This is a genomic window from Serinicoccus marinus DSM 15273, from assembly GCF_008386315.1.
In the GTDB taxonomy this organism is placed as follows: Bacteria; Actinomycetota; Actinomycetes; order Actinomycetales; family Dermatophilaceae; genus Ornithinicoccus; species Ornithinicoccus marinus.
In genome coordinates this window covers 2,346,120-2,372,650 of the sequence record NZ_CP043808.1, presented here as the reverse complement: position 1 = coordinate 2,372,650, position 26,531 = coordinate 2,346,120, and the positions used below count along the sequence as shown (strand labels likewise).

25 protein-coding genes and 1 tRNA gene are annotated in these 26,531 nt (G+C 73.4%); 14 read left to right on the top strand and 12 right to left on the bottom strand.

Translation table 11 applies throughout. From position 1 onward, the window contains the following. The first annotated feature begins 31 nt into the window (after nt 1-31). The 4 genes from nudC to FU792_RS11240 all read left to right on the top strand — a co-directional run bounded on the left by nudC (nt 32) and on the right by FU792_RS11240 (nt 3,914). Nucleotides 32-976, top strand: coding sequence for an NAD(+) diphosphatase (nudC, locus tag FU792_RS11255; RefSeq protein WP_022925044.1), 945 nt, complete (start codon nt 32-34; stop codon nt 974-976). Then, entirely contained in the window at nt 973-3,084 is a 2,112-nt protein-coding gene (locus FU792_RS11250) for an ATP-dependent DNA helicase UvrD2 (RefSeq protein WP_028131018.1), read from the top strand. Before nudC ends, FU792_RS11250 begins: the two co-directional genes overlap by 4 nt. Before the next feature lie 138 nt (nt 3,085-3,222). After that, entirely contained in the window at nt 3,223-3,420 is a 198-nt protein-coding gene (locus FU792_RS11245; RefSeq protein WP_149814770.1) for a hypothetical protein, read from the top strand. A 212-nt stretch (nt 3,421-3,632) separates the two neighbouring features. Beyond that, on the top strand, nt 3,633-3,914 hold the full coding sequence (locus tag FU792_RS11240) for a WhiB family transcriptional regulator (protein ID WP_028131017.1): 282 nt from the start codon (nt 3,633-3,635) through the stop codon (nt 3,912-3,914). Here FU792_RS11240 and FU792_RS11235 read toward each other — a convergent pair. Both FU792_RS11235 and FU792_RS11230 read right to left on the bottom strand, forming a co-directional pair. Further along, on the bottom strand, nt 3,911-4,672 hold the full coding sequence (locus tag FU792_RS11235; RefSeq protein ID WP_022925040.1) for a hypothetical protein: 762 nt from the start codon (nt 4,670-4,672) through the stop codon (nt 3,911-3,913). The two genes, FU792_RS11240 and FU792_RS11235, sit on opposite strands and share 4 nt — an antisense overlap. A 50-nt stretch (nt 4,673-4,722) precedes the next feature. Continuing rightward, nucleotides 4,723-6,150, bottom strand: coding sequence for a zinc-dependent metalloprotease (locus FU792_RS11230; protein WP_149814769.1), 1,428 nt, complete (start codon nt 6,148-6,150; stop codon nt 4,723-4,725). Between the two features lie 189 nt (nt 6,151-6,339). On the opposite strand from FU792_RS11230, the gene FU792_RS11225 reads away from it, so the two are divergent. After that, a complete protein-coding gene (locus tag FU792_RS11225) occupies nt 6,340-6,768 on the top strand; it encodes a molybdenum cofactor biosynthesis protein MoaE (protein WP_022925038.1) in 429 nt (142 codons plus the stop codon). Next, nucleotides 6,765-7,934 carry a YlbL family protein gene (locus FU792_RS11220; RefSeq protein WP_022925037.1) on the top strand — a complete coding sequence of 390 codons (1,170 nt, stop codon included), beginning with the start codon at nt 6,765-6,767 and terminating at the stop codon, nt 7,932-7,934. The genes FU792_RS11225 and FU792_RS11220 overlap by 4 nt, the downstream gene beginning before the upstream one ends. Here the strand turns inward: FU792_RS11220 and FU792_RS18885 are convergent. Further along, nucleotides 7,931-8,221: a PPA1309 family protein gene (locus tag FU792_RS18885; protein ID WP_338101117.1), complete on the bottom strand. Its 291-nt coding sequence runs from the start codon at nt 8,219-8,221 to the stop codon at nt 7,931-7,933. The two genes, FU792_RS11220 and FU792_RS18885, sit on opposite strands and share 4 nt — an antisense overlap. Further along, nucleotides 8,107-8,481, bottom strand: a complete 375-nt coding sequence (locus tag FU792_RS11215; RefSeq protein WP_338101202.1) for a PPA1309 family protein — start codon at nt 8,479-8,481, stop codon at nt 8,107-8,109. Before FU792_RS11215 ends, FU792_RS18885 begins: the two co-directional genes overlap by 115 nt. Nucleotides 8,482-8,549: 68 nt before the next feature. Here FU792_RS11215 and FU792_RS11205 point away from each other — a divergent pair, with 68 nt between their 5' ends. From FU792_RS11205 to FU792_RS11190, 4 genes are all read left to right on the top strand, one after another. Then, a complete protein-coding gene (locus FU792_RS11205; protein ID WP_022925035.1) occupies nt 8,550-11,741 on the top strand; it encodes a UPF0182 family membrane protein in 3,192 nt (1,063 codons plus the stop codon). A 55-nt stretch (nt 11,742-11,796) separates the two neighbouring features. Further along, nucleotides 11,797-11,870 (top strand) — tRNA-Met (locus FU792_RS11200). Between the two features lie 101 nt (nt 11,871-11,971). Then, on the top strand, nt 11,972-13,249 hold the full coding sequence (locus tag FU792_RS11195) for a M16 family metallopeptidase (RefSeq protein WP_022925034.1): 1,278 nt from the start codon (nt 11,972-11,974) through the stop codon (nt 13,247-13,249). After that, the gene (locus FU792_RS11190) at nt 13,246-14,619 is read left to right on the top strand and encodes a M16 family metallopeptidase (RefSeq protein ID WP_022925033.1); all 1,374 of its coding nucleotides are present in this window, start codon (nt 13,246-13,248) and stop codon (nt 14,617-14,619) included. Before FU792_RS11195 ends, FU792_RS11190 begins: the two co-directional genes overlap by 4 nt. On the opposite strand, the gene FU792_RS11185 is transcribed toward FU792_RS11190, so the two are convergent. Genes FU792_RS11185 through aroA form a run of 3 tightly spaced genes read right to left on the bottom strand, consistent with a single transcriptional unit; the run spans nt 14,610 to nt 17,872 of the window. Then, the gene (locus tag FU792_RS11185) at nt 14,610-15,434 is read right to left on the bottom strand and encodes an inositol monophosphatase family protein (protein WP_022925032.1); all 825 of its coding nucleotides are present in this window, start codon (nt 15,432-15,434) and stop codon (nt 14,610-14,612) included. The genes FU792_RS11190 and FU792_RS11185 overlap by 10 nt on opposite strands. Nucleotides 15,435-15,461: 27 nt before the next feature. After that, complete coding sequence (gene rsgA, locus FU792_RS11180) at nt 15,462-16,490, bottom strand: ribosome small subunit-dependent GTPase A (protein ID WP_028131014.1); 1,029 nt, start codon at nt 16,488-16,490, stop codon at nt 15,462-15,464. Beyond that, nucleotides 16,487-17,872, bottom strand: coding sequence for a 3-phosphoshikimate 1-carboxyvinyltransferase (aroA, locus tag FU792_RS11175; RefSeq protein WP_022925030.1), 1,386 nt, complete (start codon nt 17,870-17,872; stop codon nt 16,487-16,489). The genes rsgA and aroA overlap by 4 nt, the downstream gene beginning before the upstream one ends. 207 nt (nt 17,873-18,079) lie before the next feature. Here aroA and FU792_RS11170 point away from each other — a divergent pair, with 207 nt between their 5' ends. Then, on the top strand, nt 18,080-18,706 hold the full coding sequence (locus tag FU792_RS11170) for a DUF998 domain-containing protein (RefSeq protein ID WP_022925029.1): 627 nt from the start codon (nt 18,080-18,082) through the stop codon (nt 18,704-18,706). Between the two features lie 15 nt (nt 18,707-18,721). Here FU792_RS11170 and FU792_RS11165 read toward each other — a convergent pair whose 3' ends face one another. From FU792_RS11165 to FU792_RS11150, 4 genes are read right to left on the bottom strand one after another with little or no spacing between them, the layout of a single operon-like run. Next, nucleotides 18,722-20,164 (bottom strand): glycosyltransferase family 39 protein, encoded by a 1,443-nt coding sequence (locus tag FU792_RS11165; RefSeq protein WP_022925028.1) that lies wholly within the window; start codon nt 20,162-20,164, stop codon nt 18,722-18,724. Further along, the gene (locus tag FU792_RS11160) at nt 20,161-21,375 is read right to left on the bottom strand and encodes a glycosyltransferase (RefSeq protein ID WP_161600247.1); all 1,215 of its coding nucleotides are present in this window, start codon (nt 21,373-21,375) and stop codon (nt 20,161-20,163) included. Before FU792_RS11160 ends, FU792_RS11165 begins: the two co-directional genes overlap by 4 nt. Before the next feature lie 16 nt (nt 21,376-21,391). Beyond that, nucleotides 21,392-22,246: an SOS response-associated peptidase gene (locus tag FU792_RS11155; RefSeq protein ID WP_022925026.1), complete on the bottom strand. Its 855-nt coding sequence runs from the start codon at nt 22,244-22,246 to the stop codon at nt 21,392-21,394. Nucleotides 22,247-22,259: 13 nt separating this feature from the next. After that, nucleotides 22,260-23,504 (bottom strand): pyridoxal phosphate-dependent aminotransferase, encoded by a 1,245-nt coding sequence (locus tag FU792_RS11150; protein WP_022925025.1) that lies wholly within the window; start codon nt 23,502-23,504, stop codon nt 22,260-22,262. A 176-nt stretch (nt 23,505-23,680) separates the two neighbouring features. Between FU792_RS11150 and FU792_RS11145 the strand changes: the two genes are divergently transcribed. Then, entirely contained in the window at nt 23,681-24,340 is a 660-nt protein-coding gene (locus FU792_RS11145) for a sigma-70 family RNA polymerase sigma factor (protein ID WP_033418868.1), read from the top strand. Beyond that, nucleotides 24,340-24,627 carry a mycothiol system anti-sigma-R factor gene (gene rsrA, locus FU792_RS11140; protein WP_022925023.1) on the top strand — a complete coding sequence of 96 codons (288 nt, stop codon included), beginning with the start codon at nt 24,340-24,342 and terminating at the stop codon, nt 24,625-24,627. Before FU792_RS11145 ends, rsrA begins: the two co-directional genes overlap by 1 nt. A gap of 78 nt (nt 24,628-24,705) precedes the next feature. On the opposite strand, the gene FU792_RS19260 is transcribed toward rsrA, so the two are convergent. Continuing rightward, nucleotides 24,706-24,780: a 50S ribosomal protein bL37 gene (locus FU792_RS19260; RefSeq protein WP_373288732.1), complete on the bottom strand. Its 75-nt coding sequence runs from the start codon at nt 24,778-24,780 to the stop codon at nt 24,706-24,708. Nucleotides 24,781-25,242: 462 nt separating this feature from the next. Here FU792_RS19260 and FU792_RS11135 point away from each other — a divergent pair, with 462 nt between their 5' ends. Beyond that, complete coding sequence (locus FU792_RS11135; RefSeq protein ID WP_149814768.1) at nt 25,243-26,520, top strand: HD-GYP domain-containing protein; 1,278 nt, start codon at nt 25,243-25,245, stop codon at nt 26,518-26,520. Nucleotides 26,521-26,531: the final 11 nt, after the last annotated feature.

The following is a 26,531-nucleotide window of genomic DNA, read 5'->3' as shown; positions in this document are numbered from 1 at the left end:
GCTCGTCGGTGGGGACGCCTACAGTGGACGGGTGACGGCAGCCGACGAGACCTATCTCGACCTCGCCCTCTCCCGGTCACGGGTCGATCGGTGGGCGAGCGTCCGCACCGACGACCCCGAGTTGGCGGCGATGCTGGGACGTCCGGCGACGAGAGTGCTGGAGCTGCGCGGCGCGACGGCCCCGGTCGAGCGCGATCCTGCGCGGCTGCGGCTGCGTGCGCCGGAGCCCGAGGACCCCGGGCGGGAGCCCTGGTTCCTCGGGAGGCACGCGGGGGTCGACTACGTCGCGGTGACAACCGCCCGAGAGGCAGACGGCGACGAGCGGGGCTCGGGTGCCGCAGGAGGCTCCTGGGCCGGTCTGCGGGAGGTGGGTGCAGACCTCGACGACGCCGATGCGGGGTTGCTGACGGCGGCCACGGCGCTGCAGGGCTGGCACGCGCGGCACGGTCACTGCCCGCGCTGCGGCTCGGCCACCGAGGTCGTGCAGGGCGGCTGGGTGCGCCGGTGCCCGCGCGACGGTTCCCAGCACCACCCACGCACCGACCCCGCGGTGATCATGGCGGTCACCGACGAGGACGACCGCTTGCTCCTCGCGACCGGGCTGCCCTGGCCGGAGGGGCGCGTGTCGGTGCTCGCCGGTTTCGTCGAGGCGGGAGAGTCGCTGGAGGCAGCCGTGACCCGCGAGGTTGCCGAGGAGGTCGGCGTCACCGTGACCGACCTGCGCTACCGAGGCAACCAGCCGTGGCCGTTCCCGGCGTCGCTGATGGTGGGCTACCGCGCCCGCGCGCTGGACACCGACCTGCGCGTCCAGCAGAGCGAGCTGCGCTCCGCGGGGTGGTACTCCCGCGCCGAGCTGGACGAGGGCATACGGTCGGGCCGGCTGACGCTGCCCTCCCGGGTCTCCATCGCGCACCGGCTGATCCAGGAGTGGTACGGCGCGGCGCTCCCGGGCGACGGCCCGGCGGTCCCCCGGTGAGCGGGTCGGCCCCGCCCGACCCCGACCGGTTGCTGGACGGCCTCGACCCGGAGCAGCGTGAGGTGGCGAGCGCGCCCCTCGGTCCGATGGTGGTCCTCGCCGGGGCAGGGACGGGCAAGACGCGCGCCATCACCCATCGCATCGCCTACGGCGTGGCCAGCGGCGCCTACCCGCCCGACCGGGTGCTCGCGGTGACGTTCACCGCCCGGGCCGCGGGGGAGATGCGGACCCGGCTGCGGGGGCTGGGTGTCGCCGGGGTCCAAGCCAGGACCTTCCATGCCGCTGCGCTGCGCCAGCTGCAGTACTTCTGGCCGCAGGCGGTCGGCGGACCACCGCCCACGGTCGTCGCGCACAAGGCGCCGGCCGTCGCGGAGGCGGCCGGGCGGCTCCACCTGCGCCTCGACCGGGCGGCGCTGCGGGACGCGTCCGCCGAGATCGAGTGGGCCAAGGTGTCGATGCTCACCGCGCAGACCTACCCGGCCCGCGCGCAGCGGCAGGGCAGGCAGGTCGCCGACCTGGACGCGACGGCGATGGCCCGGTTGATGGACAGCTACCACGAGGTCTGCGCCGAGCGGCACGTCATCGACTTCGAGGACGTCCTGCTGCTGACCGTGGGCATGCTGGACGAGCACCCGCAGATCGCCGCCGCGATCCACCAGCAGTACCGCCACTTCGTCGTCGACGAGTACCAGGACGTGAACCCGCTGCAGCAACGGCTCCTCGAGCTCTGGCGCGGACGGCGCCAGGACCTCTGCGTGGTCGGTGACCCGGCCCAGTCGATCTACTCCTTCACCGGGGCCAGCGCCGACCATCTCCTGGGCTTCACCCGTCAGTACCCGGAGGCGCGCCGGGTGGCGCTCGTGCGCAACTACCGGAGCACCCCGCAGGTGGTGCACCTGGCCAACCTCGTGCTCGGCGCGCGCCCCGCCCCGGGCGGCGGACAACGCCCCGGGACGCTCGTCGCGCAGTCCGCGGACGGTCCGGCGCCGACGCTCGTCTCCTACGCGGACGACGAGGCGGAGGCGCAGGGCACCGCCGACGCCGTGTCGCGGCTGCTCGAGGAGGGTGTCCCGCCGAGCGAGATCGCCGTGCTGTTCCGCACCAACAGCCAGTCGGAGGTGATCGAGAACGCGCTGGCCCGGGGCGGCATCCCCTACCTGGTCCGCGGCGGCGAGCGCTTCTTCTCCCGCTCCGAGGTGCGCAACGCGATCCTGCTGCTGCGCGGGGCCGTGCGGTCGGACGACGGCAGCAGCGCGCTCGGCGATCTGGTGCGTCACGTGCTGGCCGGGGCCGGCTGGGCCCCGCGTCCTCCGCAGGGATCGGGATCGGTCCGGGAGCGATGGGAGAGCCTGCAGGCGCTCGCCCTCCTGGCCGACTCGCTGGCCGGCCAGTCCCCGCAGGCCCGGCTCGGTGACCTGGTCGTCGAGCTCGACCGGCGGGCTGCCGAGCAGCACGCGCCCACGGTGCAGGGCATCACGCTGGCATCCCTGCACGCGGCGAAGGGTCTGGAGTGGGACGCGGTCTTCCTCGTCGGCTGCAGCGAGGGCCTGCTGCCCATCACCCTCGCCGACACCGCGGAGCGCGTCGAGGAGGAACGCCGGCTGCTCTACGTCGGGCTGACCCGGGCGCGAGCGCGCCTCGAGCTCAGCTGGGCCGGCGCGCGCACCCCTGGCGCGCGCAGCACCCGGTCGCTGTCCCGTTTCCTCGGCCCCGCAGCCGGTGTGCTGGGCGTCCCGGCGTCTACCCGGCCGACGCGCCGTCGGGAGAGGCGCCGCACGCCGGCCCCGCCGCGGACCTGCCGGACCTGCTCGGCGATCCTGTCGGCCGCCGCCGAGCGCAAGATCGGCCGGTGCTCGGACTGTCCGCCGACCTACGACGAGCAGGTCTTCGAGGCACTGCGTGAGTGGCGGCGCCAGGTCGCGCAGGAGGGCTCTGTGCCGGCCTACGTCGTCTTCACCGACGCGACCCTGATCGCCATCGCCGAGCGTGCACCGCGGGACCAGCAGGCGCTGGCGCAGATCTCCGGCGTGGGGGAGCGCAAGCTCGATCTCTACGGCGAGGCGGTGCTCAGCATCCTGGCCGAGGGCACCAGTCACGAGGTCCCGTAGCCCGGGCTGCACCGGTCGGGACCGACCCGCCGGTAAATACCGTTGCGGTCGGTCGCGGCACCGGAATACAGTGGTGGAGTCAAGCCCACGCCCGTGCGGTGCTGGGGTCGCGCACAGACGAGAGGAGGGTGGACCACGATGGAGAACATGATCGTCACCGGCGGACTCGCCGTCTGCTCGACCGACGACACGCCCACCCTCCGGAGCCGTCGCCACCGCGACGCCCTCCGCGTGTCCGGTGCGTTCGTCCCGGGGTCCTTCGGCCCCGCCGTCGAGACGACGTCCCCGCACGCTGTCGACCCCGCCCTGGGCCTGGGCTCCTCCCGGACACCGTAGAAGGCATCCTTCCTTCCACTCTCCGGCCGCGAGTCCTCCCCGAGGATCCGCGGCCGTTCTCGTTGCCCGCCGGCATCGGCGTCACGAGCGGTCTCCTCGGACCCCACCTCCACGGAATCGAGATCGCAGTGACGACCAGCACCTCGCACGAGCACCAGCACCGACATCAGGAAGGAACCGCCGTGTACCGCCCAGCGCGCCGGCAGCAGCAGATGACCGACACCGGTTCAGGCCCGCACCTCGTCGCCCGCGGGGACGGCGACCTGCCGTGCCGGGAGCAGCCCGCGGACCTGTGGTTCGCCGAGCTTCCAGCGGAGGTCGAGCACGCCAAGGAGCTGTGCGGCCCGTGCCCCCTGCGCGAGATGTGTCTCGCCGGCGCTCTGGAGCGTCGTGAGCCCTGGGGTGTCTGGGGCGGGCAGCTGCTGCTCCAGGGACGGGTGGTGCCGCGCAAGCGCCCGCGCGGACGCCCGCGCAAGGACGAGGTGGCGGCCTAGACATCACCCCCGCCGGCGACCCGCCCCGGCTGCCTCGGCTCGTGCCAGGGGCAGCCGGGGTGCGGTGGCCACCGTCGCGCCACCAGGTGCGGTGGGGAGGCGCCGATCTCGTGAGCGGTGCCGACGACCGGCGGGATGGCTGACCGCGTCAGCAGCACGACCAGCGCGGTCACGGCGTCGAGCACCTCCGGCGGATGGTCCGGCGGCAGCGGGGCGGTGAGCGGGTCGACGAGCGCTGCTGCGGCACCGGGCCACCCGGGGTCGCGATCCCGGCGGTGGAGGTCCAGGCAGTGCAGGCAGGGCGACCCGGGGAGCCCGGTCCACGGACCGATGACGATCCGGGCGGTCTGCGCGACCACGGGCAGCACGGCTCGGCCGACCACCCCCGGGGCGCGAGCCGTGCCCACCGGCACGGCGTGGTCGTGGACGAGCACCACCCGCGGCGAGGGCTCCGTCCGGCGCCGTCCCGCCGCGCCGGGCCCGGACACCCTCCCTGATGTCGTGGCCCACAGGGCGAGTCGGAGCGCGTCCGCCACCGGGCCCTCGCCCCGGACGACGGGCACCCGGTCGTCGCGGGGAGGGGCGGCCGAGGCGCTGCCGAGGCGGCGCAGGAACTGCCATCCGGGGTCCTCCGGATGGTCCGGACGCACCCAGCCGTCCACCCTCCAGGCGCCGGCACCGACACCCACCTGGAGTCGGCCGTCGGTCCCGGTCGGCCACCAGGCGACCCCGTGCTGCGTGGTCCCTCCCTCGCCCATGGGCCGACCTTGCCACGTCCAGGCCGGGGGCCTGGTCCGCTGTCCACAGGTCAGGAGTGTCGTGGGCCCTCGTCGCCGCGGCCCTCGTCGGACTCCTCCTCCGGCGCGGCCGCCCCACCGAGGAGCTTCTCGATGTCCTCGTCGGTGACGGTGAGGCCGGACGCGAGCGCACCGTGCCGGTCGACGAAGCCCAGCGGGTCGTCGAGGTCGGCGCCGGTCGGCGCGACGTCGGGGTGACCCCACGCCTCGTCCCGGGCGTCTCGCCCATGCTTCGACTCCAGGGCCGCCCAGAGGTTGGCGGCGTCGCGGAGCCGGCGGGGCCGGAGCTCCAGCCCCACGAGCGAGGCGAAGGTCTTCTCCGCCGGCCCGCCTGTGGCCCGCCGGCGACGGACCGCCTCCGCCATCGCCTCGGCGTGCGGGAGGTGCCCCTCCGCGGCCTGGTCCGCGACGACGTCGACCCAGCCCTCGACGAGGGCGAGCAGCGTCTCCAGGCGGGTCAGGGCAGCCTGCTGCGCCGGGCTGGGCTCGGGGGAGAAGAGGCTGTCCCCGAGTGCGCCCTGCAAGGCCTCGGGGTCCTGCGGGTCCACCTGCCGCACGGCCTCCTCGATGCCCTCGGTGTTGATCTTGATGTCCCGGGCGTAGTCCTCGACCGCCGTCAGGAGCTGCGGACCGAGCCACGGGACGCCGGCGAAGAGCCGCACCCGGGCGGCCTCCCGCAGCGCGAGGTAGAGGTGCACCTCGCCGCTGTCGACCTCGAGCCCCTCGGCGAAGGCGGCGACGTTGGCCGGCAGCATGGCGACGTCCTCGTCACCGAGCACCGGAAGGCCGACCTCGGTCCCGGACAGGACGTCCCCGGCCAGGGTGCCGACCGCCTGGCCGACCTGCCCGCCGAACATGCTGGACGCCATGCGCCGCACCATCGGCGTCATCTGGCCCATCATCGCGGCGGGGTTCATGCCCGGCGGGAGCCCGGGGATCGACGGCGCACCGTCCTCACCCAGCTGGCCGAGCTGCTGCTCCATCGCGGAGGTCATGGCCGCCTGGAGCCCCTCGGCGACCGGTGTGGTCAGCCGCTCCCACACCGGGAGCGTGCGCTCGACCCACTCGGCCCGGCTCAGCGCCACGGCGCTCCCCTCCGGTCGGGGCATGTCCGTCACCTGGTCCAGCCACAGCGTGGCCACCTGCACGACCTGGTCGACGTCACGACGGGTGGCCCCGCCGATCGTGGAGTCGCCGTGCTCGGCCACGACCTGCCGTGCGACGTCGTGCGCCAGCTCGGAGTTGACCGGCCCGTCGTCCCCGCCGGACCCCATCAGCATCTCCATCTGTGAGCGCATCTGCGCCACCTGGTCCGGGCCCAGGTCGGACAGGCCCATCGAGTTCAGGGTCTCGCGCAGCTCGGGCGGCACCGGGCCGCCGAACAACGCCTCCAGGGGGTCGGGCTCGTCCCGCCGTTCGGGGTTCTCCTGGTCTGCCACGTCCTCGTCCTTCTCTCGTCCGATCTCGACACCCAGCCTGCCACTACCCGTGACCGGGTGGCCTGCGTGGTCGCGCACCGCCGTGACGGTCGGCACCGGGACAACACCTGCGGACCGCTCAGAGTTCCCTCCGCGGCCAGGTGCGGGCCGGGCGACGCGGGCCGGTGGCGGATGGGGCATGATGACGCGGTGACCGAGGACCAGACGATCGTCGCGGGCGTCAGCGGGGAGCCGCTGTCGCTGGACGAGGCCTTCGCCGCGGTGCGCCACCCACGCGCGGGGGCGGTGACGCTCTTCGTGGGCACGGTCCGGGAGCACGACGGGGGTCGCGAAGGGGTGACCCGGCTGGACTACTCGGCCCATCCCGACGCCGAGGCGAGGCTGCGTGACCTGGCGTCCGCCGTGGCCGCGCCGGCGGAGGTGCGCGGGGTGTATGCCGTGCACCGTGTGGGACAGCTCGAGGTGGGTGATCTCGCGGTCGTCTGCGCGGTCTCGGCCGACCACCGGGGCCTGGCCTTCGAGGCCGGCCGCCGGTTGATCGAGGAGCTGAAGCAGGGCATACCGGTCTGGAAGCGACAGCAGTTCGGCGACCAGGCGCACGAGTGGGTGGGACTGTGACCGGCGGTGCCACGGACCGACCGGACGCCGGCACGACACCCCTGGAGCAACCGCCGCACACGCGGGTCGGTCGCCGCTCGGCCCTGCTCCTCGTGGTCGTGGCTGTCGGTGTGGTGATCGGCTCGCTCCTCAACCTCGTCCCGGTCCAACGGGTCATCTACGTGCCCGGCCCGGTCTACGACACGTTGGGGGAGGTCGACGGCGCGGATGTCGTCAGCGTGGACCAGGAGCTCGAGAGCTACGACGACGCCACGGGTCACCTCTACTTCACCACGATCCGGCTGCAAGGGGGCCCGGGGGACACCGTCACCGCGTGGGAGGCGCTGCGGGGCGCGCTGGACCCGTCCACGTCCGTGGTCCCCCGCGAGGAGGTCTTCCCCGAGGACGTCACCGCGGAGCAGGTGCGGGAGCAGAACACCGAGCTCATGCAGCACTCCCAGGACGACGCCGCCGTGGTCGCCCTCCGGGCCCAGGGCGTGGAGATCGCCGAGAGCGTCGTCGTGGCCCAGGTGATCGCCGACGCGCCCGCCGATGGGGTCCTCGAGGTGGAGGACGAGATCCTCGACGTGGCCGGTACGCAGGTGGGTGACACCACCGCGGTGCGGGACCAGATCCAGGCCTTCGAGCCCGGGGAGGAGGTGCCGGTGACCGTGCGTCGCGCGGGCGAGGAGCTCGAGCTCCAGGTGCCGACCCGGCTGGACGAGGAGAGTGGCCGCACCATCGTGGGCGTCTACCTCGCGCCGGTCTACGACAACCCCTACGACGTCACGATCGACGCGGGCAACGTCGGCGGTCCGAGCGCCGGGCTGATGTTCTCGCTGGCCGTCTACGACGAGATCACCCCGGGCCCGTTGACCGGCGGGCGGTCGATCGCCGGGACCGGCACCATCACGGGCGCGGGGGGTGTCGGGGGGATCGGCGGGATCACCCAGAAGATGTATGCCGCCCGCGAGGCGGGCGCCGAGGTCTTCCTCGCGCCGAGCGACAACTGCGGCGAGGTCGCCGAGGCCGACCCCCGGGGGCTGACCGTCATCCCCGTGACCACCTTCGACGACGCCCTGTCGGTCCTCGACGAGGTGTCGGCCGCCGAGCCCTCGGAGCTCGGCGAGCTGGGTCTGCCCACGTGCGAGCAGGAGCTCGAGGACGAGGCCGAGCAGACCGGTTAGTCCTCCTCGACCAGGGTGGCGGCCAGGGCGTGCGTCAGTCCGGGCGCGAGGTCCTGGCCGACCGCGACCGCGTCGTCCTCGTCGAAGTCGCGCTGGCGCAGCAGGCAGGTGCGCTCACCGTCCCGCAGGCACGCGGCGAGCAACCGGACGTCCTTGCGGGCGGGATGCGCCATCAGGGCGTCGGTCGCCTCCCGACGGTCCTCGGGCAGATCACGTTCTGCCTCGGGCGGCACCACGATTCGCTCGATGGCGAGGGCGACCCCCTCGACGTCGGGGGGCCAGGCCATCCGCCCGAGCAGCGACTCCAGGTCCGGCGTCGGGGGAGCCGTTCCTGCTCGACGGCGGTGTAGCCCTCGTCGTCCGGGGTGCGCAGCTGGGTGGCGAGGGCGGGTTCGCGGTCCCTGAGCAGGCTGGTGCGCACCAGGGCGAAGAGCCGGGGCGGTTGGTCCCACCCGGCCTGCGCCACGTGCTTCTCGACGTCGACGGCCGCACGCAGCAGCGGACCGGGGTGGGCCTGGTCGGGGGAGGAGGTCTCGGTGGTCGGCACGCCTCCATCGTCGCATCCGGGCCGGGGACCGGGGCCAGGTCCTCAGGGACGGCAGTTAGGCTTGCCCGGTGAGTGAGCGCGAGCCAGAGCAGGGCCCGGAGCCGGACGAGACCCAGGGGAGCGGGTCCTCCGCAGCCGGTACGGGCCCCACGCCCGCGGGTGGTGCCGGTGGCACCGCCGGAGGCGCCGGAGGGTCCGGTGGTTCCGGCGGGGGTGGCGGACAGGGGCCGCGTCCGCGCCCGCAGCGTGGGGGTCCCGGGGGTCGGCTGCCCCGCGGCCGACTGCTGCCGACCGTCCTCATCGTCGTGGCCCTGCTGGCGCTCGCGGGATGGGGCGCCACGCTGTGGACGCAGTTCCTCTGGTACGAGTCGGTCGGGTTCCGCGGTGTCCTGGTGACCCGCCTGCTCACCCAGGTCGGGTTGTTCGTGCTCGCCGCGGCCCTGACGACCGCTGTCGTCTGGTCCGGCCTGTGGCTTGCCTGGCGGCACCGGCCGATCTACGCACCCTCCACGCCGGAGCAGGCGGCGCTGGACCGTTACCGCAGCGCGCTCGACCCGATCCGCCGGCTGGTCTTCATCGCCGGGCCCGTGGTGCTCGGGCTCTTCGCCGGGACCGCGGCGGCCGCGCAGTGGCAGACGGTCCTGCTCTTCCTGAACCGTCGACCCTTCGGCGAGGTCGACCCGCATCACAACATGGACGTGGGCTTCTTCGTCTTCAGCCTGCCGTTCTGGCAGATGCTCATCTCCTTCGGGACCCTGGTGCTGGGCCTCAGTCTCATCGGGGCCCTGCTGACCCACTACATCTACGGCGGCATCCAGCTGCAGACCGGGTCCCGGGGGCAGCGCACGACCACGGCCGCCCGCATCCACCTCGCGGTCCTGCTGGGTCTCCTGCTCGTCGTCCGGGCCGCCGGCTACTGGGTCGAGCGCTACACGCTGTCGATGACGCAGCACGAACGCATCACTGGTATGACGTACACCGACGTCAACGCGCTGCTGCCCACGCGCAGCATCCTCGCGGTGGCGGCGCTGCTGTGCGCGGCCTTCTTCATCGCCACGATCTGGAGCCGGTCGTGGCGGCTGCCGATCATCAGCCTGGTGGGGCTGCTCGTCGTGGCCCTGGTCCTGGGCGGCGCCTACCCCTCGCTGGTCCAGCAGTTCCGGGTACGGCCCTCGGAGGCGCAGCTGGAGGCCCCCTACATCCAGCGGGCGATCGACTCCACGCTCACCGCCTACGACCTGGACGACGCGGAGATGATCGACTACGACGCCGAGACCGAGGCCGAGTCCGGGCAGCTGCGCAGCGACGCCGACACGATCCCCGGGATCCGCATCGTCGACCCGTCGGTGGTGTCCCCGACCTTCCGGCAGCTCCAGGGCGTCCGCAACTACTACCAGTTCCCCGAGGCGCTCGACGTCGACAGCTACGAGGTGGACGGCGAGACCGTCGACACGGTCATCGCCGTGCGCGAGCTCAACCTCGAGGGCATCTCCGAGGGCCAGCGCAACTGGGTCAACGACCACACGGTCTACACCCACGGCTTCGGCGTCGTCGCCGGCTACGGCAACCGGCGCTCGCCGGAGGGCGAGCCGATCTTCTACGAGCGCAACATCCCGCCGGTGGGCGGGCTCGGGGACTACGAGCCGCGGATCTACTTCGGCGAGTCCTCCCCGGAGTACTCCATCGTGGGGGCGCCCGAGGACCAGGCTCCGCGGGAGCTCGACTACCCGGCCAGCGGCCAGGACACCGGTGAGGTCCGCAACACCTACGACGGTGACGGGGGCGTCGCCATCGGCAACGTGCTGCGTCGGGCGGCCTACGCGGTGAAGTACCGCCAGGTCGAGATCATGCTCTCGGACTCGGTCAACTCCGAGTCCCGGATGCTGGAGGTCCGCGAGCCCCGGGACCGGGTCGAGCGGGTCGCCCCATGGCTGCGGCTCGACGGCAACCCCTACCCGGCCGTGGTCGACGGTCGGGTGAAGTGGATCGTCGACGGTTACACCGTGAGCGACCGCTACCCCTACAGCCAGATGGAGGAGCTGGGCGAGGTCACCCTCGACTCGCTGCAGAGCGGGGCGAGCAACGTCACCTCCATCGGCGGTGGCGAGGTCAACTACATCCGCAACTCGGTCAAGGCGACCGTCGACGCCTACGACGGCTCGATCGAGCTGTATGCCTGGGACGAGGAGGACCCGCTGCTCCAGGCCTGGTCCGCCGCCTTCGACAACACCGTCCAGCCGCTGTCCGAGATCGACGGACAGCTCATGGACCACCTGCGCTACCCCGAGGACATGTTCAAGGTGCAGCGCGAGATCCTCTCGCGCTACCACGTCCAGGACGCCGGGTCCTTCTTCACCGGGCAGGACTTCTGGGCGGTCTCCGAGGACCCGAGCGTGGGCGGCGAGAGCCCGCCGGACATCCCGCCGCACTACCTGTCGGTGGCGATGCCCGGGCAGGAGGAGCCGACCTTCAGCCTGACGACGACCTACATCCCGCGCGGCAACCAGCGCCAGAACCTCACCGGTTATCTGGCCGTGGACGCCGACGCCGGGGCGACGGCGGGGGAGCGGCGCGAGGGCTACGGGCAGATGCGCATGCTGGTCCTGCCCCGTGACACCACCGTCCGCGGACCGGGGCAGTTCCAGAACGACATCAACTCCTCGGACGCCAACTCCGACGCCTTCAGCCAGACGCTGTCCCAGTTCCTCAACCTCAACCGCAGCAGCGACTCGACGGTGCGGCTGGGCAACCTGCTCACGCTGCCGGTGGGCGGTGGTCTGCTCTACGTCGAGCCGGTCTACGTGCAGGCGCAGGGCAACAACGCCTACCCGCTGCAGCGCATCGTCGTGGTGGCCTTCGGCAACGACCTCGCCTGGTCGGACACCCTCGACGGCGCCCTGGACGAGCTCTTCGGCGGGGACTCCGGAGCGACCGCCGGCGACGCCGACGACTCGGGACCGACCGAGGACGGGTCGGGCGAGGAAGGATCGGGCGAGGGCTCCGGCGGCGAGGACGACGGCTCCGGGCAGGGCTCGGGCGAGGTCGACCAGGACGCCCTGGCCCAGGCGCTCGCCGACATCGAGTCGGCCTACGAGGACGGTCAGGCCGCTCTCGCCGAGAGCGACTGGGAGGCCTACGGCCAGGCCCAGGAGCGGTTGCGCGAGGCGATCGACCGGGCCGTCGAGGCCGACCCCGCCGGTGGGTCGGTCAGCGTCGACGGTGGTGACGAGGACGCCGCCACCCAGACCGAGGAGCCCTGACCTGTCACGGATTTGGTGTGCACTTCACCATCACGTAAAGTAGTGCTCACCACGACGCGGGGTGGAGCAGTTCGGTAGCTCGCCGGGCTCATAACCCGGAGGTCGCAGGTTCAAATCCTGCCCCCGCTACGCATCGCGTCGGACGCGCACGAAGGCCCGGACCACTCGGTCCGGGCCTTCGTCGTGTCGGCCCCGACCCTCCGTGCCCGACCGCATAGGGTGTCGCTCCTATGCCCCTCGACCTTCCCGTGGCCCACCGGACCCTGCCCAATGGTCTGCAGGTCGTCGTGAGCGAGGACCACGCCGTGCCGAGCGTGAGCATGAGCCTGTGGGTCGACGTGGGCTCACGGCACGAGGAGCCGGGCCGCACCGGCCTGGCGCACCTCTTCGAGCACCTGATGTTCCAGGGGAGCGAGCTCGTGGCCGAGGGGGAGCACATGGCCACGCTCATGGCGCACGGCGGCCGGGCCAACGCCTCCACGAACTTCGACCGGACCGCCTACGTGCAGTCCGTCCCGAGCTCCTGCCTGGAGCTGGCCCTCTGGCTCGAGGCGGACCGGCACGGTCACCTCCTGCCGGCGCTGACCCAGGAGAACCTCGACAACCAGCGGGACGTGGTCGTGGAGGAGAAGCGTCAGCGCTATGACACCGTGCCCTACGGCACCGCCCTGGCCGCCCTGTGCGACATGCTGTTCCCGCCGGACCACCCCTACGCCCATCCCACGATCGGGTCGATGGACGACCTCGCCGCCGCGACCCTGCAGGACGCCCACGACTTCTACCGCTCGCACTACGGGCCGCGGACCAGCGTCCTCACCCTGGTCGGCGATATCGGGCCGGAGGAGGGCTTCGAGCTCGTCGAGCGCTACTTCGGCCACCTGACCGACGGCACGACGCCCCGTCCTGCGCCCACCGCGGCGCTGCCCCCGCTGGAGCAGCCGGTGCGCCGCGTCGTGACCGACCCGCAGGCACCGTCCGAGCGCCTCTACATCGCCGCCCGACTGCCCGCTGCGACCGACCCGGGCTTCCTCCCGTGCGCGCTCGCGCTGGACGCGATCGCCTCGCTCGGCATCTCGCTGGTGCACGAGCGGCTGCTGCGCGGCGCGGAGAGCGCCAGCGGTGCCTCGGCGTCCGTGCTCGGCCTGCGCGACGGCACGTCGGTCGGTCTGATCGTCGCCGACGTGACGGAGGGGACGGATCCCCGCGAGGTCGAGCAGGAGATCGCACAGATCCTCGAGGAGTTCGCCGCGGACGGGCCTCGGCCGGTGGAGCTGGAGGCGTCGCGGGCGGACAGCGAGCGGTCCTGGTCAGAGGCTCTCGCGGGCTACGACGAACGCGCCGACCTGCTCAGCCGTGCCACCCTGCTCTTCGCGGACCCGGCCCAGGTCACCCGTCATCTGGACGAGGTCCTGGCGGTCGGGGCCGACGAGATCCGCGACGCGGCCGCGCGCCATCTCGTCCCGTCGGCCCTCGCGACCCTGGTCTACCGGTGGGAGCCCGAGGTATGACGGTCGCGCGCGTCCGGCGACGTCCGCCGGTGGGACCACCTCGCCCGTGGGCCTTCCCCGAGGCGGAGAGCACCGTGGCCCCGAACGGGCTGCGGATCCTGCTGGTCGACCTCCCCGGCCAGCACGTCCTCTCGCTGCGGCTCGCCCTGCCGGCCCCGGTCGCCGACGAGACGCCGGGCACCGAGGGCTCGACGCTGCTCATGGCGCGCTGCCTGGACGAGGGGACGACCACGCACAGCGCCACCGAGCTCGCGGAGGTCGCCGAGCGGCACGGCATCGCCCTGGGAGCGGGCGCGGGGGAGCAGGGCGTGCACCTGGGGCTGGAGGTCACGGCCCGGCACCTGCCCGCCGCGGTCGAGCTGCTGCTGGAGTGCCTGACCGAGCCGACCTTCCCCGCTCCCGAGGTGTCCCGACTGGTCCGGCACCGACTCACCGACCTCGCCCACGAGCTGGCGGACCCCACCGGGTGCGCCGGCCACGAGTTCCGCACGGCCTACTTCGACCCTCAGGGCCGGGCGCACCTGCCGCTGGGTGGCTCGGCGAGCACCGTCGGCACCCTGACGTCGGACGTGCTCGCAGACCGCCACGCGGGTCTGTCCCCGGTGGGAGGCACCCTCGTGCTGGCCGGGGACCTGTCGGACGTCCCGGACGCCGCCGGCCTGCTCTCGAGCACCTTCGGCTCCTGGCGCAGCACCGCCGTGCCGGCCGCCGTCGGCGGGGCGTCACGTCGCGCCCCGGACGCCGAGCGGCTGGTGCTGGTGCCCCGCCCCGGCGCGGCGCAGACCGAGCTGATGCTCGGCCGCCCCGGGCCGGACCGTCGCACGGAGCACGGCTGGGGCACCTACCAGGCCCTCGGGATGCTCTTCGGCGGGGCACCGCACGCCCGCCTGGACCGGGTGCTGCGGGAGGAGCGCGGCTACACCTACGGCATGCGGCTGGGGTTCCGTCCCCGTCGGCAGGGCGGTCAGTGCATGGTGGGCGGGTCGGTGCGAGCCGATGCCACGCTGCCGGCCCTGGAGGAGACCCTGCGCATCCTGGCGGTGCCGGGCGCCGAGCTGACCGGGCGCGAGGTGCGGGAGGCGGCCGACTACCTGGCGATGACCGCGCCCTCCCGCTACCTCACCGCGGACACGGTCGCCGACGAGCTGGTCTCGTTGCTGCACGACGGCCTCGAGCCCGCTGTCGTGACGCAGACCATGACCGACCTCGCGGCGCTCACCGTCGAGCGGGCGGCGGGCGCCTGGGACGCGGTGCGCACCGGCCCGGGCTGGACCGTCGTCGTGGTGGGTGACCCGGTCGCACTCGAGGGCGTCGCCCGCTCAGGGCTCGCCGACGTCCAGGTGGCCGGCGGCCCGCCCCCTCATCCCTGAACCGGCTCTGCGCCGACGGACAGCGTGGTGAGGACCTCCTCGTGGAGGTGCCCGTTCGAGGCGACGACGGGGTGACCGGTGCTGCCTGGCCCGAGCGGGAGGGCTGCGGGGGCGCCCTCCGGGTCGGTCACCGTCCCGCCGGCCTCGCGCAGCAGCGGGGCGAGCGTCGCGAGCTGCACCGGGTCGGCCCAGGCCGCGAGCGCGACGTCCGCCGCGCCCTCGGCGACCAGGGCGTGGCTCCAGAAGTCCCCGAAGGCGCGGGTGCGCCACACCCGGTCGGTCAGGGCCGCGAAGCCAGGTCCGTGCGGCCCGTGGACCCAGCCCGCGACGTCGTCCGCGGACAGCGAGGCGTGACCCAGCACGCGGGTTTCGGAGACGGCGATGCGCCGGGCCCGCGCCAGCGTGCGGCCGGTCCAGGCGCCGGACCCGACGCCGGCCCACCACCGTCGGGAGAGCATCGGTGCGGCCACCAGGCCGAGCACCGGCTGGTCCTCCACCACCAGGCTGATGAGCGTGGCCCACACCGGCACGCCCCGGACGTAGTTGGCGGCGCCGTCGATCGGGTCGATCACCCAACGTCGCGCACCGTGACCGGTCGCCTCGAGCATGCGGCCCTCCACCCGGTCCCGCGGCCGCGTGCGCTGCAGCTGGTGCCGCAGCAGCTCCTCCAGGCGAGCCGCGGCCGGTGTGCGCAGCGATCCGTCCGGGCCGACCTCGACCTCGTCCTCCCACGAGCCGAAGAGGTCGAGCGAGGTGCGCTCCACCGCGTCGGCGAGGACGTGGGCGAGTCTCAGGTCGTCGTCGTATCCAGGCACCCGCTCACCGTAGCCGCTGGTCAGCGCTCAGCCGTGCTCATCGCCGCCGCGGCTGCGCAGCAGCCGTCGCAGCGACTCCAGGCGCGCGGCCCCCGCCGGGCCGGCGTGGCCCTCGTCCACCCACGCGTCGAGAGCGCAGTCCGGTTCGTCGTGGCTGCACCCGCGCGGGCACCCGGCGGTCCCTCCGGCGAGGTCGTCGAAGTGCTCGACGAAGGTGCCCGGGTCGACGTGTCCCAGCCCGAAGGACCGGACCCCGGGGGTGTCCACGACCCAGCCGCCCCCCGGCAGCTCCAGGGCGATCGCCGAGGTCGAGGTATGCCGACCGCGGCCGGTGACAGCGTTGACCTCGCCCGTCGCGCGCAGGGCGTCCGGCACCAGCGCGTTGACGAGCGTGGACTTGCCCACGCCCGAATGACCCACGAGGACGCTTGTGCGGTCCTGGAGGAGTGACCGGACGCGGCCCACGGCATCCGGCTCGAGGGCACGAACCTCGCCCGTGCCGGAGCTGCCGGTCACCACCGAGGGCACGTCGAGCGCGGTGTAGTGGCGCAGGAAGTCGGCCGGGTCCGCCAGGTCGGCCTTGGTGAGGAGCAGCAGCGGCTCGAGCCCGGCGTCGTAGGCCGCGACCAGGCAGCGGTCGACCATGCGCTCGCGGGGCGCCGGATCGGCCAGGGCGGTGACGATGACGAGCTGGTCGGCGTTGGCGACGATGACCCGCTCCACCGCGTCCGTGTCGTCCGCGCTCCGGCGGAGCACGGTGCGCCGGTCCTCGACCCGCACGATCCGGGCCAGCGTGTCCGGTCGGCCGGTGGTGTCCCCGACCATGCCCACCCGGTCGCCGACGACGATGCGGCTGCGGCCGAGCTCGCGAGCGCGCATGGCGACGACGGTGCGGTCCTGGACGCGGGTGGTGTAGCGCCCCCGGTCGACGGTGGTGACGACCCCCACGACGGCGTCCTCGTGGGCCGGGCGGTCCTTGGTCCGCGGGCGCGACCCCTTGCGGGAGGGGCGCACCCGGACGGAGGACTCGTCGAGGTGGTCGTAGCGCCCGCTCACGGGGACTCCCGGCCGTCCCTGTCCTCGGGTGACGCGGGTGCCCGCGGCCCTGACGGTATACCGGTGGCGACCGCCTCCGACCAGACCCGGTCGAAGCCCGGGAAGGTCTTGCCCGCGGTGGCGACGTCCTCGACCTCGACCCCGGGGACGACCGCTCCGAGCACGGCGGCGAACATCGCCATGCGGTGGTCGTGATAGGTCCGCAGCCGCGTCCCGGTGAGGGGGGCGGGCTCGATCTCCAGGCCGTCGGCCGTCTCCCGGGCGCCGGCGCCCAGCCGGGCCAGCTCGGTGACCAGCGCCGCGATCCGGTCGGTCTCGTGCCCCCGCAGGTGGGCGATCCCGCGCAGCCGGCTCGGGGTCCGGGCCAGGGCGCACAGGGCGGCGACGACGGGGGTGAGCTCGCCGACCTCGGACAGGTCGAGGTCCACCCCCTCGAGCCGTCCCGCGGGTGCGCCCCGGACGGCCAGTCCCTGCGGGGTGAGCTCGGTGCTGGCGCCCATGGCCGCCAGCACGTCCCTCATCCGGGCGCCGGGCTGGGTGGTGCGCTCCGGCCAGTCGGCCACGACGACCCGGCCACCAGTGACGGCCGCGAGGGCGAGGAAAGGGGCCGCGGAGGAGAGGTCGGGCTCCACGGTGATGTCGACCGCCCGGACCTCCCCCGGGTGGACCAGCCAGCTGGTCGGGCTGGTGCGCTCCACCTCGACCCCGACCGTGGCCAGGGCGTCGAGCGTCATCTCGACGTGGGGGAGGCTGGGCAGCGTCGTCCCGGTGTGCTCCAGCCGCAGACCACGCGGGTACGCCGCCCCTGCCAGGAGCAGCGCCGAGACGAACTGTGAGCTGGCCGAGGCGTCGATGCGCACGACGGGGGGCGCGGCCGCACCGCCGCCCTCGGAGGACCCCGACTCGTCGGACGGGCCGCCCCTGACGACGAAGGGCAGGGTGCCGTGGCCCTCCTCCTTGATCTCGGCACCGAGCGCCCGCAACCCGTCGAGGACCGGCCCCACCGGGCGGGCACGCGCCGAGTGGTGCCCGTCGAAGCGCACCGGCCCGTCCGCCAGCGCGGCGACCGGTGGCACGAAGCGCATCACGGTGCCGGCCTGACCGCAGTCGATGTCCACGTCGCCGCGCGGTCCGCCCCACGGCGGTCGGACCACCCAGGCGGCCGGGTCGTCGTCGTCCACCCCCGCCCCGAGGGCGCGCAAGGCGTCGACCATCCGCCGGCTGTCGTCGGAGTGCAACGGGTGCCGCAGCGTGCTGGGGCCGTCGGCCAGCAGCGCCAGCACCAGCCACCGGTTGGTGAGGGACTTGCTGCCGGGCACGCGGACCCGGGCGTCGAGGGCGCCCTGGACGTGGGGGGCGGCCCAGGTCGGCACAGCGCTCATCGCGGTCGCCTCCTCGTCTCGGTCTCGGTCCGGGCCCAACCTAGCGCCTCCCCGCGGTCCCGACGGCCCGCGGTGCTACCGTTCCCACTTCGACCGGTCGGTGGCGGCCCGGCTGCCCCTGGTCGCAGCGGAGGGGCGCGGCCCGTCCCCGACCGGCCGCCACGACCGTTGCAGACGCTGGCCGCCGAGGCCGGAGGACCTCCCGACATGACCCGCCCCCCGGTCTCGCCCCGATGGCCCGTCCTGGGTGCGGCGGGTGTGCTGGTCGCCATCGTCCTCTTCGTCGTCACCGTGGTCGTCGCCCTGCGGACCACCGGGACGACCTTCGTGTGGACGGTGAACATGTTCAGCGACCTGGGGGACGGTGCGTGCCGTCCTCGGGGTGGACGGTGGATCTGCTCGCCGGGGTCGGCCGCCTTCAACGTCGGCCTGGCGTCGACCGGGGTGCTGCTCGCGGGCGCCGCGCTGGCGCTGACCCCGCGCTGGGGCCGCCTGCTCGCGGGCAGCGTCGTGGTCATGGGGCTGGGCCTCGTGGTCGCCGCTGTCTTCCCCGCCGGTGACACCGGTGCCGTCCACCTGGCCGGGGTCGTCATGGCCTTCGTGGTCCCGGCAGCCGGTCTCCTGCTCTCGGCGGTGCGCCCGGAGACACGGTGGCTCGAGAGCGGTCGAGCGGTCCGGGGCACGCTGGCCGTGGTGGCGCTCGTGTTCTGCGCGGAGAACCAGGTGCCGCCCGCCCTGGTTCAGGAGGGCACCGGGCAGATCATCATCGTGGGCAGCCTGGTGCTGACCCTGGTGGTCGAGTCCGTGCGTGTGCTGGCCGTCCGGTCCCCCTGACGCGGGGGGACCCGGTCATCCGCCCAGGCGGCGGAACCGTGGCCACAGCGTCGCCCAGTCGGCGACCGGGTCCACGCAGTGCAGGACGGGCACGTGCTCGAGCCGGGGATGCACCACCGGGCCGGTGTCGAGCTCCGTCGCCGCCCCGCAGCGGCCGAAGTCCCCCCGTCGGGCGACGGCGTCCTCGCCGACCAGCAGGACCTCGTCCCCCTCGGGCGGCCCCAGGTCCCAGAGCGCGTTGTGCCCCGAGTGCACCGCGGCCCGGTCGGCCGAGCTCCCGTAGCGGTGCACGGCGCCGGCCAGGGCGTAGGTGTCGGTGACGACGGCCTCGCCGGGTCGGCGCAGGTCGCTGATCTGCTGAGCGTAGCCGGTCCAGCCGACCTGGTCGCGGATGGTCGGGTTGAGCCGGGACACGGCGGACACCCACGTCTCGGTGGGCGGCAGGACCGGCAGGCAGAGCAGGCACGCCACCACGCCGTTCGCGGTGACGACCGTCCGGCTCCTCGCGCGGCTCCACCGGTCCGCCACCGCCGGGGTGGCCCACCCCACCGCGAGGGCCGGCAGCAAGACGCCCACCGGGTAGTACGGCTGCGAGGGGTTGGCGAAGGTCCACAGGAGGACGAGCACGAAGGTCGGCAGCAGGAAGCGGGCGGGGTGGTCGGGGCGTCTCCAGGGCGTGAGGAACCCGCTCAGCCAGACGCGTAGCAGCGGTGGCCCGGCGAACAGCGCCAGCGCCGGCAGCAGCACGAGCCGCACGAGGTCGCCCTGCTCGTCCACGAGGCCGCCGGAGACCTCGGCCATCGGCAGCCCGTGGACGAGTTGCAGGAGCACCTGGGGCGCGCCGAGGAGGACGAAGACCGACGAGCCCAGCAGGGCGTCCCGGGTCCGCAGCAGGGAAGGCCGGGTCAGCAGCAGGCCGACGAGCAGGGCCGCCGCGAGGACGACGACCAGCAGCTTGTTCCAGCAGGCCAGACCCGCGACCGTGCCGGCCCACAGGAGAGCGTGCGGGTGACCCAGGCAGGCCCGGAGGACGAGGAGGACCACCACCTGCCAGGCCAGCAGGTCCAGCGTCGCGGTGGTGAACAGGTGGCCCATGATGAGCGGGTAGACGGTGAACGCGTGCGCCCACCCGGCCAGCCGCTGCACCGACGTCGGGGCACCGAGGGCTCGCGGGAACAGGGTCGCCACGAAAGCGCCGGCGACGGCCGCCACGACCCCCGGCAGGCGCTGCACCCACAGGTCGTCGCTCATCCGGCCCAGCAGCCAGGTGAGCCACACCGTCAGCGGCGGTTGGTCGACGTACCACCACCGGGGAGGCAGCATGCCGAAGTAGAGCTCGTCCCAGTGCGGCCCGTAGCGCGGGGCAACGAGGAGCAGCACCAGCGCGACGAGGGCCATCGGGGGCGCGGCGACCCGCAGCGGGCCGGGGTCGGAGGCCGCGGGGAGGGCGGGCCTCACCTGCTCTCCGCGTGGGCCAGCCACTCCTCGACCTGCCGGACGGCGACCCCGCACCCGTCCTGGCCGCGTACACGCGCCGCCAGCTCGCGGGCCTGCCGGCGGACGGGTGCGTCCAGGGCGGCCTCGACCGCCCGCGCCAGCGCCCCGGTCGTCGCCAGGGCCCGGGGGACCGGGCGGGGTGCCACCCCCAGCAGGTGCAGACGGCTGCCCCAGTAGAACTGGTCGGCGAAGTGTGGGACGACGACCGACGGGGCACCCGCCCGGACCGCCGCCCCGGTCGTCCCCGCCCCGCCGTGGTGCACGACCGCGTGCACCCGGCGGAACAGCTCGTCGTGCGGCTCGTCCGTGACGGCCAGAAGGTGCGGCAGGTCCACCGCCGGGGCACCCGGCACCTGCACGACCGCCCGCACGCCGAGCCGGGCGCACACCGCGTCCACCCGGCGCAGCAGGGCGCCCGGGTCGCGCTGGTGCATCGACCCAAAGCCGACGTAGATCCAGTCCCCGCCGTGGTCCAGCGCCTGAGCCACCCGCGGGGTCAGCGGACGGTCGGGCCCGCTCCCCGTCCACCACCCGGTCACCGTGCCGTCCGTCGGCTCGTCGGCGACGAGCTCGGGGCTGTAGGCGTAGAGCGAGCCGAGCGTGGAGGTCGTCAGGCTCACCGGGTGTCGCGCGACGAGGTGCAGCCGCCCGCGCCGCCACCCCCCGTCGACACCGCCCAGGTAGGGCTCCACCCTACGCAGGGCACGTCGGGCGAGGACCCGGACCGGTGCCGGCAACCACCACGAGTACGGCAGCAGGGGCATGACCCCCCGCAGGTCCGCGTGCTCCGGCCACATGTGGGCCCGCACCACCGGCACGGACCGGTCCAGGGCCTCGTGGACCGCGGCGATGGCGAAGGTGGACGCCACCAGGACGTCCGCCCGGTCCAGGGCCTCGAGCGAGGGCTGGCGGGCGGAGTCGATGAAGTCGGCGAACAGCTGCCGGGTGCGGCTGAGCTGCCGCGGGCTCCCACGACGTACGGCTCGGGCGGCCGGCCCGGCGAGCAGCTCCTCGGGGTCGCTCGACACGTCCGCCACCCTCAGCCCGGGGTGCCCGGCGCCGACCAGCGTCGCGTGCGTGACGAGGGTGACCTCGTGACCGGCGTCGGCGAAGCGCCCCGCGAGGTGGGTGAAGGGCAGCACGTCACCCCGGCTGCCGATGGCAGCCACCACGACCTTCACCGCGGGCTCACCCGCCGAGCACCTCTCCGGTGACGGGGTCGACGACCCCCACGAGCGCCTCGGCCGGCACCGGCTCGACCAGGCCCGGGCCGTTGGCGGCGGCGCTGCCGACGGCCCGGTCCACGGGCCACGCCTGGAACCGGCCGGGCACGTGCGCCGCGTCGACCATCGACCGGACGTCGTCCGCGTCCATCAGGCCGGGGTCGAGCCAGTCGTCCCACTGGTCGGGCTCGAGGGCCAGCGGCTGCCGGTCGTGGATCCGGTCCAGACCCGGCTCGGCGGCGGTCGTGACGACGGCGTAGGTGACGAGCCAGGCGTCGTCGGCGTCGGGCGCGGCCTGCGGGTTGCGCCAGAACTCGTAGACCCCGGCCAGCGCCAACGGCAGGTCGTCGGCCCGGGTGACGTAGAAGGGCTGCTTGCGGGGCCGGCCGCGGGCGTCCGTCGCCACCGGGCTCCTCTGCCACTCGTACCACCCGCTGATGGGCACCAGGGCCCGACGGGCGAGCGCGGCCCGGGCGAAGGCCGGCTTGTCCAGCAGGGTCTCCTGACGGGCGTTGATCATCCGCGCGCCGACCGACCGGTCCTTGGCCCACGACGGCACCAGCCCCCAGGTGAGCAGGCGCAGCTGGCGCACCGCCGGCTGGTCCTCGGCGCCGGCGCCCCCCGAGGTCCCCCGTGGTGCCCGGGTCAGCACCACGGGCGCCTGCTTGCTCGGGGCGACGTTGTGGTCGGGCTGGCCCGGTGGGGGCGTCTGGGGGTTCTTGAGCAGGCTCATGGACGGCTGGTCGGTGGCGTCGAGCTCGACGTCGTAGGCCTCGATGAGCTCGCCCGGGTGCGCGCTCGCGGCATACCGGCCGCACATCAGGCGGACCCGCTCACTGCCGGTAGCCCGCGAGGAAGTTGCCCATCCGCTCCAGCGCGGACCGCAGGTCGGCGCCCCAGGGCAGCGTGACCACGCGCAGGTGGTCCGGGGTGGGCCAGTTGAAGCCGGTCCCGTGGACGACGAGGATCTTCTCGCGCTCGAGCAGGTCGAGGCAGAGCTGCACGTCGTCGTGGATCTCGTGCACCTCGGGGTCCAACCGTGGGAAGACGTAGAGGGCCCCGCGGGGCTCGACGCAGCTCACGCCGTCCATCGCGCGGAGCATCGAGACCGCGATGTCCCGCTGCTCGGCGAGCCGGCCCCCCGGGCGGATCAGGTCCTCGATGCTCTGGTGCCCGGAGACCGCCACCTGGATGGCGTGCTGAGCCGGCACGTTGGGGCACAGGCGCGTCGAGGCGAGCAGCTCGATGCCCTCGAGGAAGCCCCGGGCGTGGGAGGTCGGGCCGGTGATGGCCACCCAGCCCGCCCGGTAGCCGGCCACCCGGTAGGTCTTGGACAGCCCGTTGAAGGTCAGGCAGAGCAGGTCGGGGGCGAGCGAGGCCACGGACACGTGCTGCGCGTCGTCGTAGACGATGCGGTCGTAGATCTCGTCCGCGAGGAGCAGCAGCGAGTGCTCCCGCGCCAGCTCGACGATCTGCTCCAGCACCTCGCGCGAGTAGACGGCCCCGGTGGGGTTGTTGGGGTTGATGATCACGATGGCCTTGGTCCGTGGCGTGATGTTGGCCCGGATGTCCTCCACCTGCGGGTTCCATCCGTCGTCCTCGTCGCACAGGTAGTGCCGGGGTATGCCCCCCGCCAGGCTGGTCGCAGCGGTCCACAGGGGGTAGTCGGGCGCCGGGACCAGCACCTCGTCTCCGGTGTCGAGCAAGGCGTTGAGAGTCATCATGATGAGCTCGGACACCCCGTTGCCGAGGTAGACCCGGTCCACGTCCAGGTCGGGGAAGCCGGGCTCGTCCTGGTAGCGCGAGACGACGGCGCGACGGGCCGACAGGATTCCCTTGGACTCGGAGTACCCCTGCGCCGTGGGCAGCGCCGCGATCATGTCCTGCAGGATGATGTCGGGCGCCTCGAAGCCGAACGGTGCCGGGTTGCCGATGTTGAGCTTGAGGATCCGGTGGCCCTCGGCCTCCAGCGCGGCGGCCCGGGCGGCCACCGGTCCCCGGATCTCGTAGAGGACGTTCTGCAGCTTGGCCGGCTGGGTCAGCGGACGGAGCCGGTGCGCGCGCGAGGTCGTGGTCACCGCCTCATGCTCCCATCCGGATGACGGGGTGGGAATGCCGACCGTCGCCCCGCGTGTTGACCGCACCGACCAGCATCGTCGAAGGAGGGCATACCGTGCTCACGTCAGTCGCCGCACCCGGGGAGGTGGCCGGAGCCTTCGCTGTCGACCGCGCCCACGGGCTAGGCTGGACGGTGATGACTACCGATCAGCCGGCGCTCGACCAGGTCGACGCCGAGGAGCAGGCGGAGGCGGACGCCACCGTCGACGTCGCCACCGAGACCCCGGCGGAGCGGGCCGCACGTTTCGAGCGGGAGGCGATGCCGCTGCTCGACCAGATGTACAGCGCCGCGCTGCGGACCACCCGCAACCCGACGGACGCCGAGGACCTGGTGCAGGAGACCTACGCGAAGGCTTTCGCGGCCTTCCACCAGTACCGCCCCGGCACGAACCTGCGGGCCTGGATGTACCGCATCCTCACCAACTCCTACATCAACAGCTACCGCAAGAAGCAGCGGCAGCCGCTGGAGTCGGACGCCGCCGACGTGGAGGACTACCAGCTGGCGCGGGCCGCCTCGCACAGCTCGACCGGGCTCCGGTCCGCCGAGGCCGAGGCGCTGGACCACCTGCCGGACAGCGACGTGACGCGCGCACTGGCGAGCATCGGCGAGGACTTCCGGATGGCGGTCTACCTCGCGGACGTCGAGGGCTTCGCCTACAAGGAGATCGCGGAGATCATGGACACGCCCATCGGCACGGTCATGTCCCGGTTGCATCGCGGACGCAAGCAGCTGCGGGACCTGCTGACCGACTACGCCGTCGAGCGCGGCATCGTCCGGACCGAGGAGGGATCGTGATGGCGGAGCGGCACGAGGACTTCCCGACGGCGACCGACTGCGCCGGCGTGCTCCTGCGGCTGTTCGAGTTCGTGGACAACGAGACCGGCCCCGTCGACCGCGAGCGCATCCGCGAGCACCTGGACGAGTGCGGCTCCTGCCTGGCGGAGTACGACCGGGAGCTGCTGCTGAAGGCGCTGGTCCGGCGTGCCTGCGTGCGCCAGTCGGCCCCGGAGGCGCTGCGGGCGCAGATCCTCACCAGGATCACCAGCACCAGCGTGACCGTGGTGCGCCGGTCCGAGGGCTAGGGCGTCGACCAGCGTCCGCACCGGACGCAAAGAAGGGCCGACCAGGACGTCCTGGTCGGCCCTTCTCGTGCCCGGCGCTCAGGCGTTGGGCTTGCGGCCGTGGTTGGCCGCCTTCTTCTTGCGGTCGCGACGCTTCCTGGCGCGCTTGCTCATGGGTCCTCCTGACGTCGGTGGGTCGTCACCATCCTCCCACAGCGTGCAGCGGCACCCTGTGTTGTGACCATGGTCACGCTCTGGGTAAAGACTTGTTCAAGGTTTGACAGATCTTGGCGTTGAGGAGCGCGCTCTCCCAGTCGTTTGTGGCACTCTTTTCACTAGACCGGTAGGTCAACCGGTTACCTGCTCCAGCCCTGTCAGGAGCACCCAACGGAAGGACACCATCGTGCTGCACCTCATCGCCGACGTCTTCAGCTCCGGCGCCCTCGACGCGTTCTTCGGCTTCATCGACGTCGTGTCCTGGGAGGACTGACGACTCGCAAGTCGACGACGAGGGGCGTGGATCGAGAAGATCCGCGCCCCTCTGGCGTGCGCGTCTGGCTCCTCATCGTCGGTCTGGCCCTCACAGCTGTGGTACTCGGGGGTCTGGCGCAACGACAACCTGGCTCGGACAGTGCGGTGGGGACCGGCAGCCTGATCATCCTCATCGGGTTGGCCATGGTGGGCGTCGTCATCCGAGAGCGCGGGCTCGGACCTCACTGGGGTGTCTCCGTGGCGACGGTGGTGCTCGCGGCGACCATCCCGCTCGCTGGTGCCTTCGGGGCGGCAGTTGTCGGTGCTCTGGCCTATCTGGCCGATCCGGGGGCTCGCACGCTGCGAACACGGTTGTTCAACGTGAGTATGACCGCCGCCATGGGCGCTATCGGCGGTGCCTTCTACGGCCTGCTAGGGGGCGTATTCGTCGGGAATGTCGACTTCGGACCGCTTGGCCTCCTGGTCCGGGTCGGCGGACCGCTGGCGATGGCCTACGCGGCCATGGCCGTGGTCAACTCGCTGTGCATCGGAGCGATGTCGTTCGCCGTGCGGGGCACTCGCGTCCTGACCGTTGCGCGAGCAGTCCTTCGAAGTCTGGGCTGGGGGTATCTCGCTCATGCCGTCACGGCGTTCCTCTTCGTCGTGCTGTGGGGTCCGGTCGGTCTCGGCGCCGCCTCCGCGCTCTTCGTCCTCGGGCCGCTGCTGGTGGCGCACTGGACGATCGGCCGTGACGCCCTCGCGCGGCGCGAGCATCAGCAGACGGTCACCACCTTCGTCGCGGCGCTCGAGCAGGCCGATCCCGCGTCGGTCGGTCACAGTGCGCGGGTGGCAGATGTCGCCGATGCACTCGGGGCCCAGCTCGGGCTCTCCGGGGAGGCCGCCGAGGAGCTGCGTTATGCCGCGCTGCTCCACGACATCGGGATGATGGTGGTCCGCGCCGAGCTGCCGCACGACCCCGATGACGAGATCGCCTACCTCACCGCGCTCAGCGCGCACCCGCTCGCCGGGCTCAACGTGCTGGCCGGGTTGGACTTCCTCGACGACTCGCTGCCCGCGATTGCGCACCACCACGAGCGCTGGGACGGCAAGGGTTACCCTGCGGGCCTGCAGGGGGAGGAGATCCCGCTGGCCGCGCGGATCATCGCCGTCGCGGACGCCTTCGATGCCCGGCTGGCGGCCACGGACGACGGGTCAGCCGAACCGATGGTCGTCGCCGAGCAGCTGCGGCGTCGCGCCGGCAGCCACCTGGACCCGCGCGTGGTGGAGGCCTTGGTCGCTGCGCTGGGCCGGCAGGGGGGTGCGAGCCTGGGCCGCGACCGCCGCTCCAACCTCGCCGGGGTCAGGGACGCCTTCCCGATCACGATGACCCGCTGGTCAGCGATCTCTTCGCCGATTGGCAGCCGGAAGGCGCAGGCTCCGTGAGCCCGCACGAG

Excerpts from the sequence above, each read along its gene's own strand:
- FU792_RS11235 (WP_022925040.1), bottom strand. The coding sequence starts at position 4,672 with ATGGGCGAGGGAGGGACCACGCAGCACGGGGTCGCCTGGTGGCCGACC.
- aroA (WP_022925030.1), bottom strand. The coding sequence starts at position 17,872 with ATGAGCGCTGTGCCGACCTGGGCCGCCCCCCACGTCCAGGGCGCCCTC.
- FU792_RS18885 (WP_338101117.1), bottom strand. The coding sequence starts at position 8,221 with ATGGCCTGGCCCCCCGACGTCGAGGGGGTCGCCCTCGCCATCGAGCGA.
- FU792_RS11155 (WP_022925026.1), bottom strand. The coding sequence starts at position 22,246 with ATGTGCGGCCGGTATGCCGCGAGCGCGCACCCGGGCGAGCTCATCGAG.
- rsrA (WP_022925023.1), top strand. The coding sequence starts at position 24,340 with ATGGCGGAGCGGCACGAGGACTTCCCGACGGCGACCGACTGCGCCGGC.
- FU792_RS11145 (WP_033418868.1), top strand. The coding sequence starts at position 23,681 with ATGACTACCGATCAGCCGGCGCTCGACCAGGTCGACGCCGAGGAGCAG.
- FU792_RS11195 (WP_022925034.1), top strand. The coding sequence starts at position 11,972 with ATGCCCCTCGACCTTCCCGTGGCCCACCGGACCCTGCCCAATGGTCTG.
- FU792_RS11240 (WP_028131017.1), top strand. The coding sequence starts at position 3,633 with ATGACCGACACCGGTTCAGGCCCGCACCTCGTCGCCCGCGGGGACGGC.
- FU792_RS11245 (WP_149814770.1), top strand. The coding sequence starts at position 3,223 with ATGGAGAACATGATCGTCACCGGCGGACTCGCCGTCTGCTCGACCGAC.
- FU792_RS11190 (WP_022925033.1), top strand. The coding sequence starts at position 13,246 with ATGACGGTCGCGCGCGTCCGGCGACGTCCGCCGGTGGGACCACCTCGC.
- FU792_RS11170 (WP_022925029.1), top strand. The coding sequence starts at position 18,080 with ATGACCCGCCCCCCGGTCTCGCCCCGATGGCCCGTCCTGGGTGCGGCG.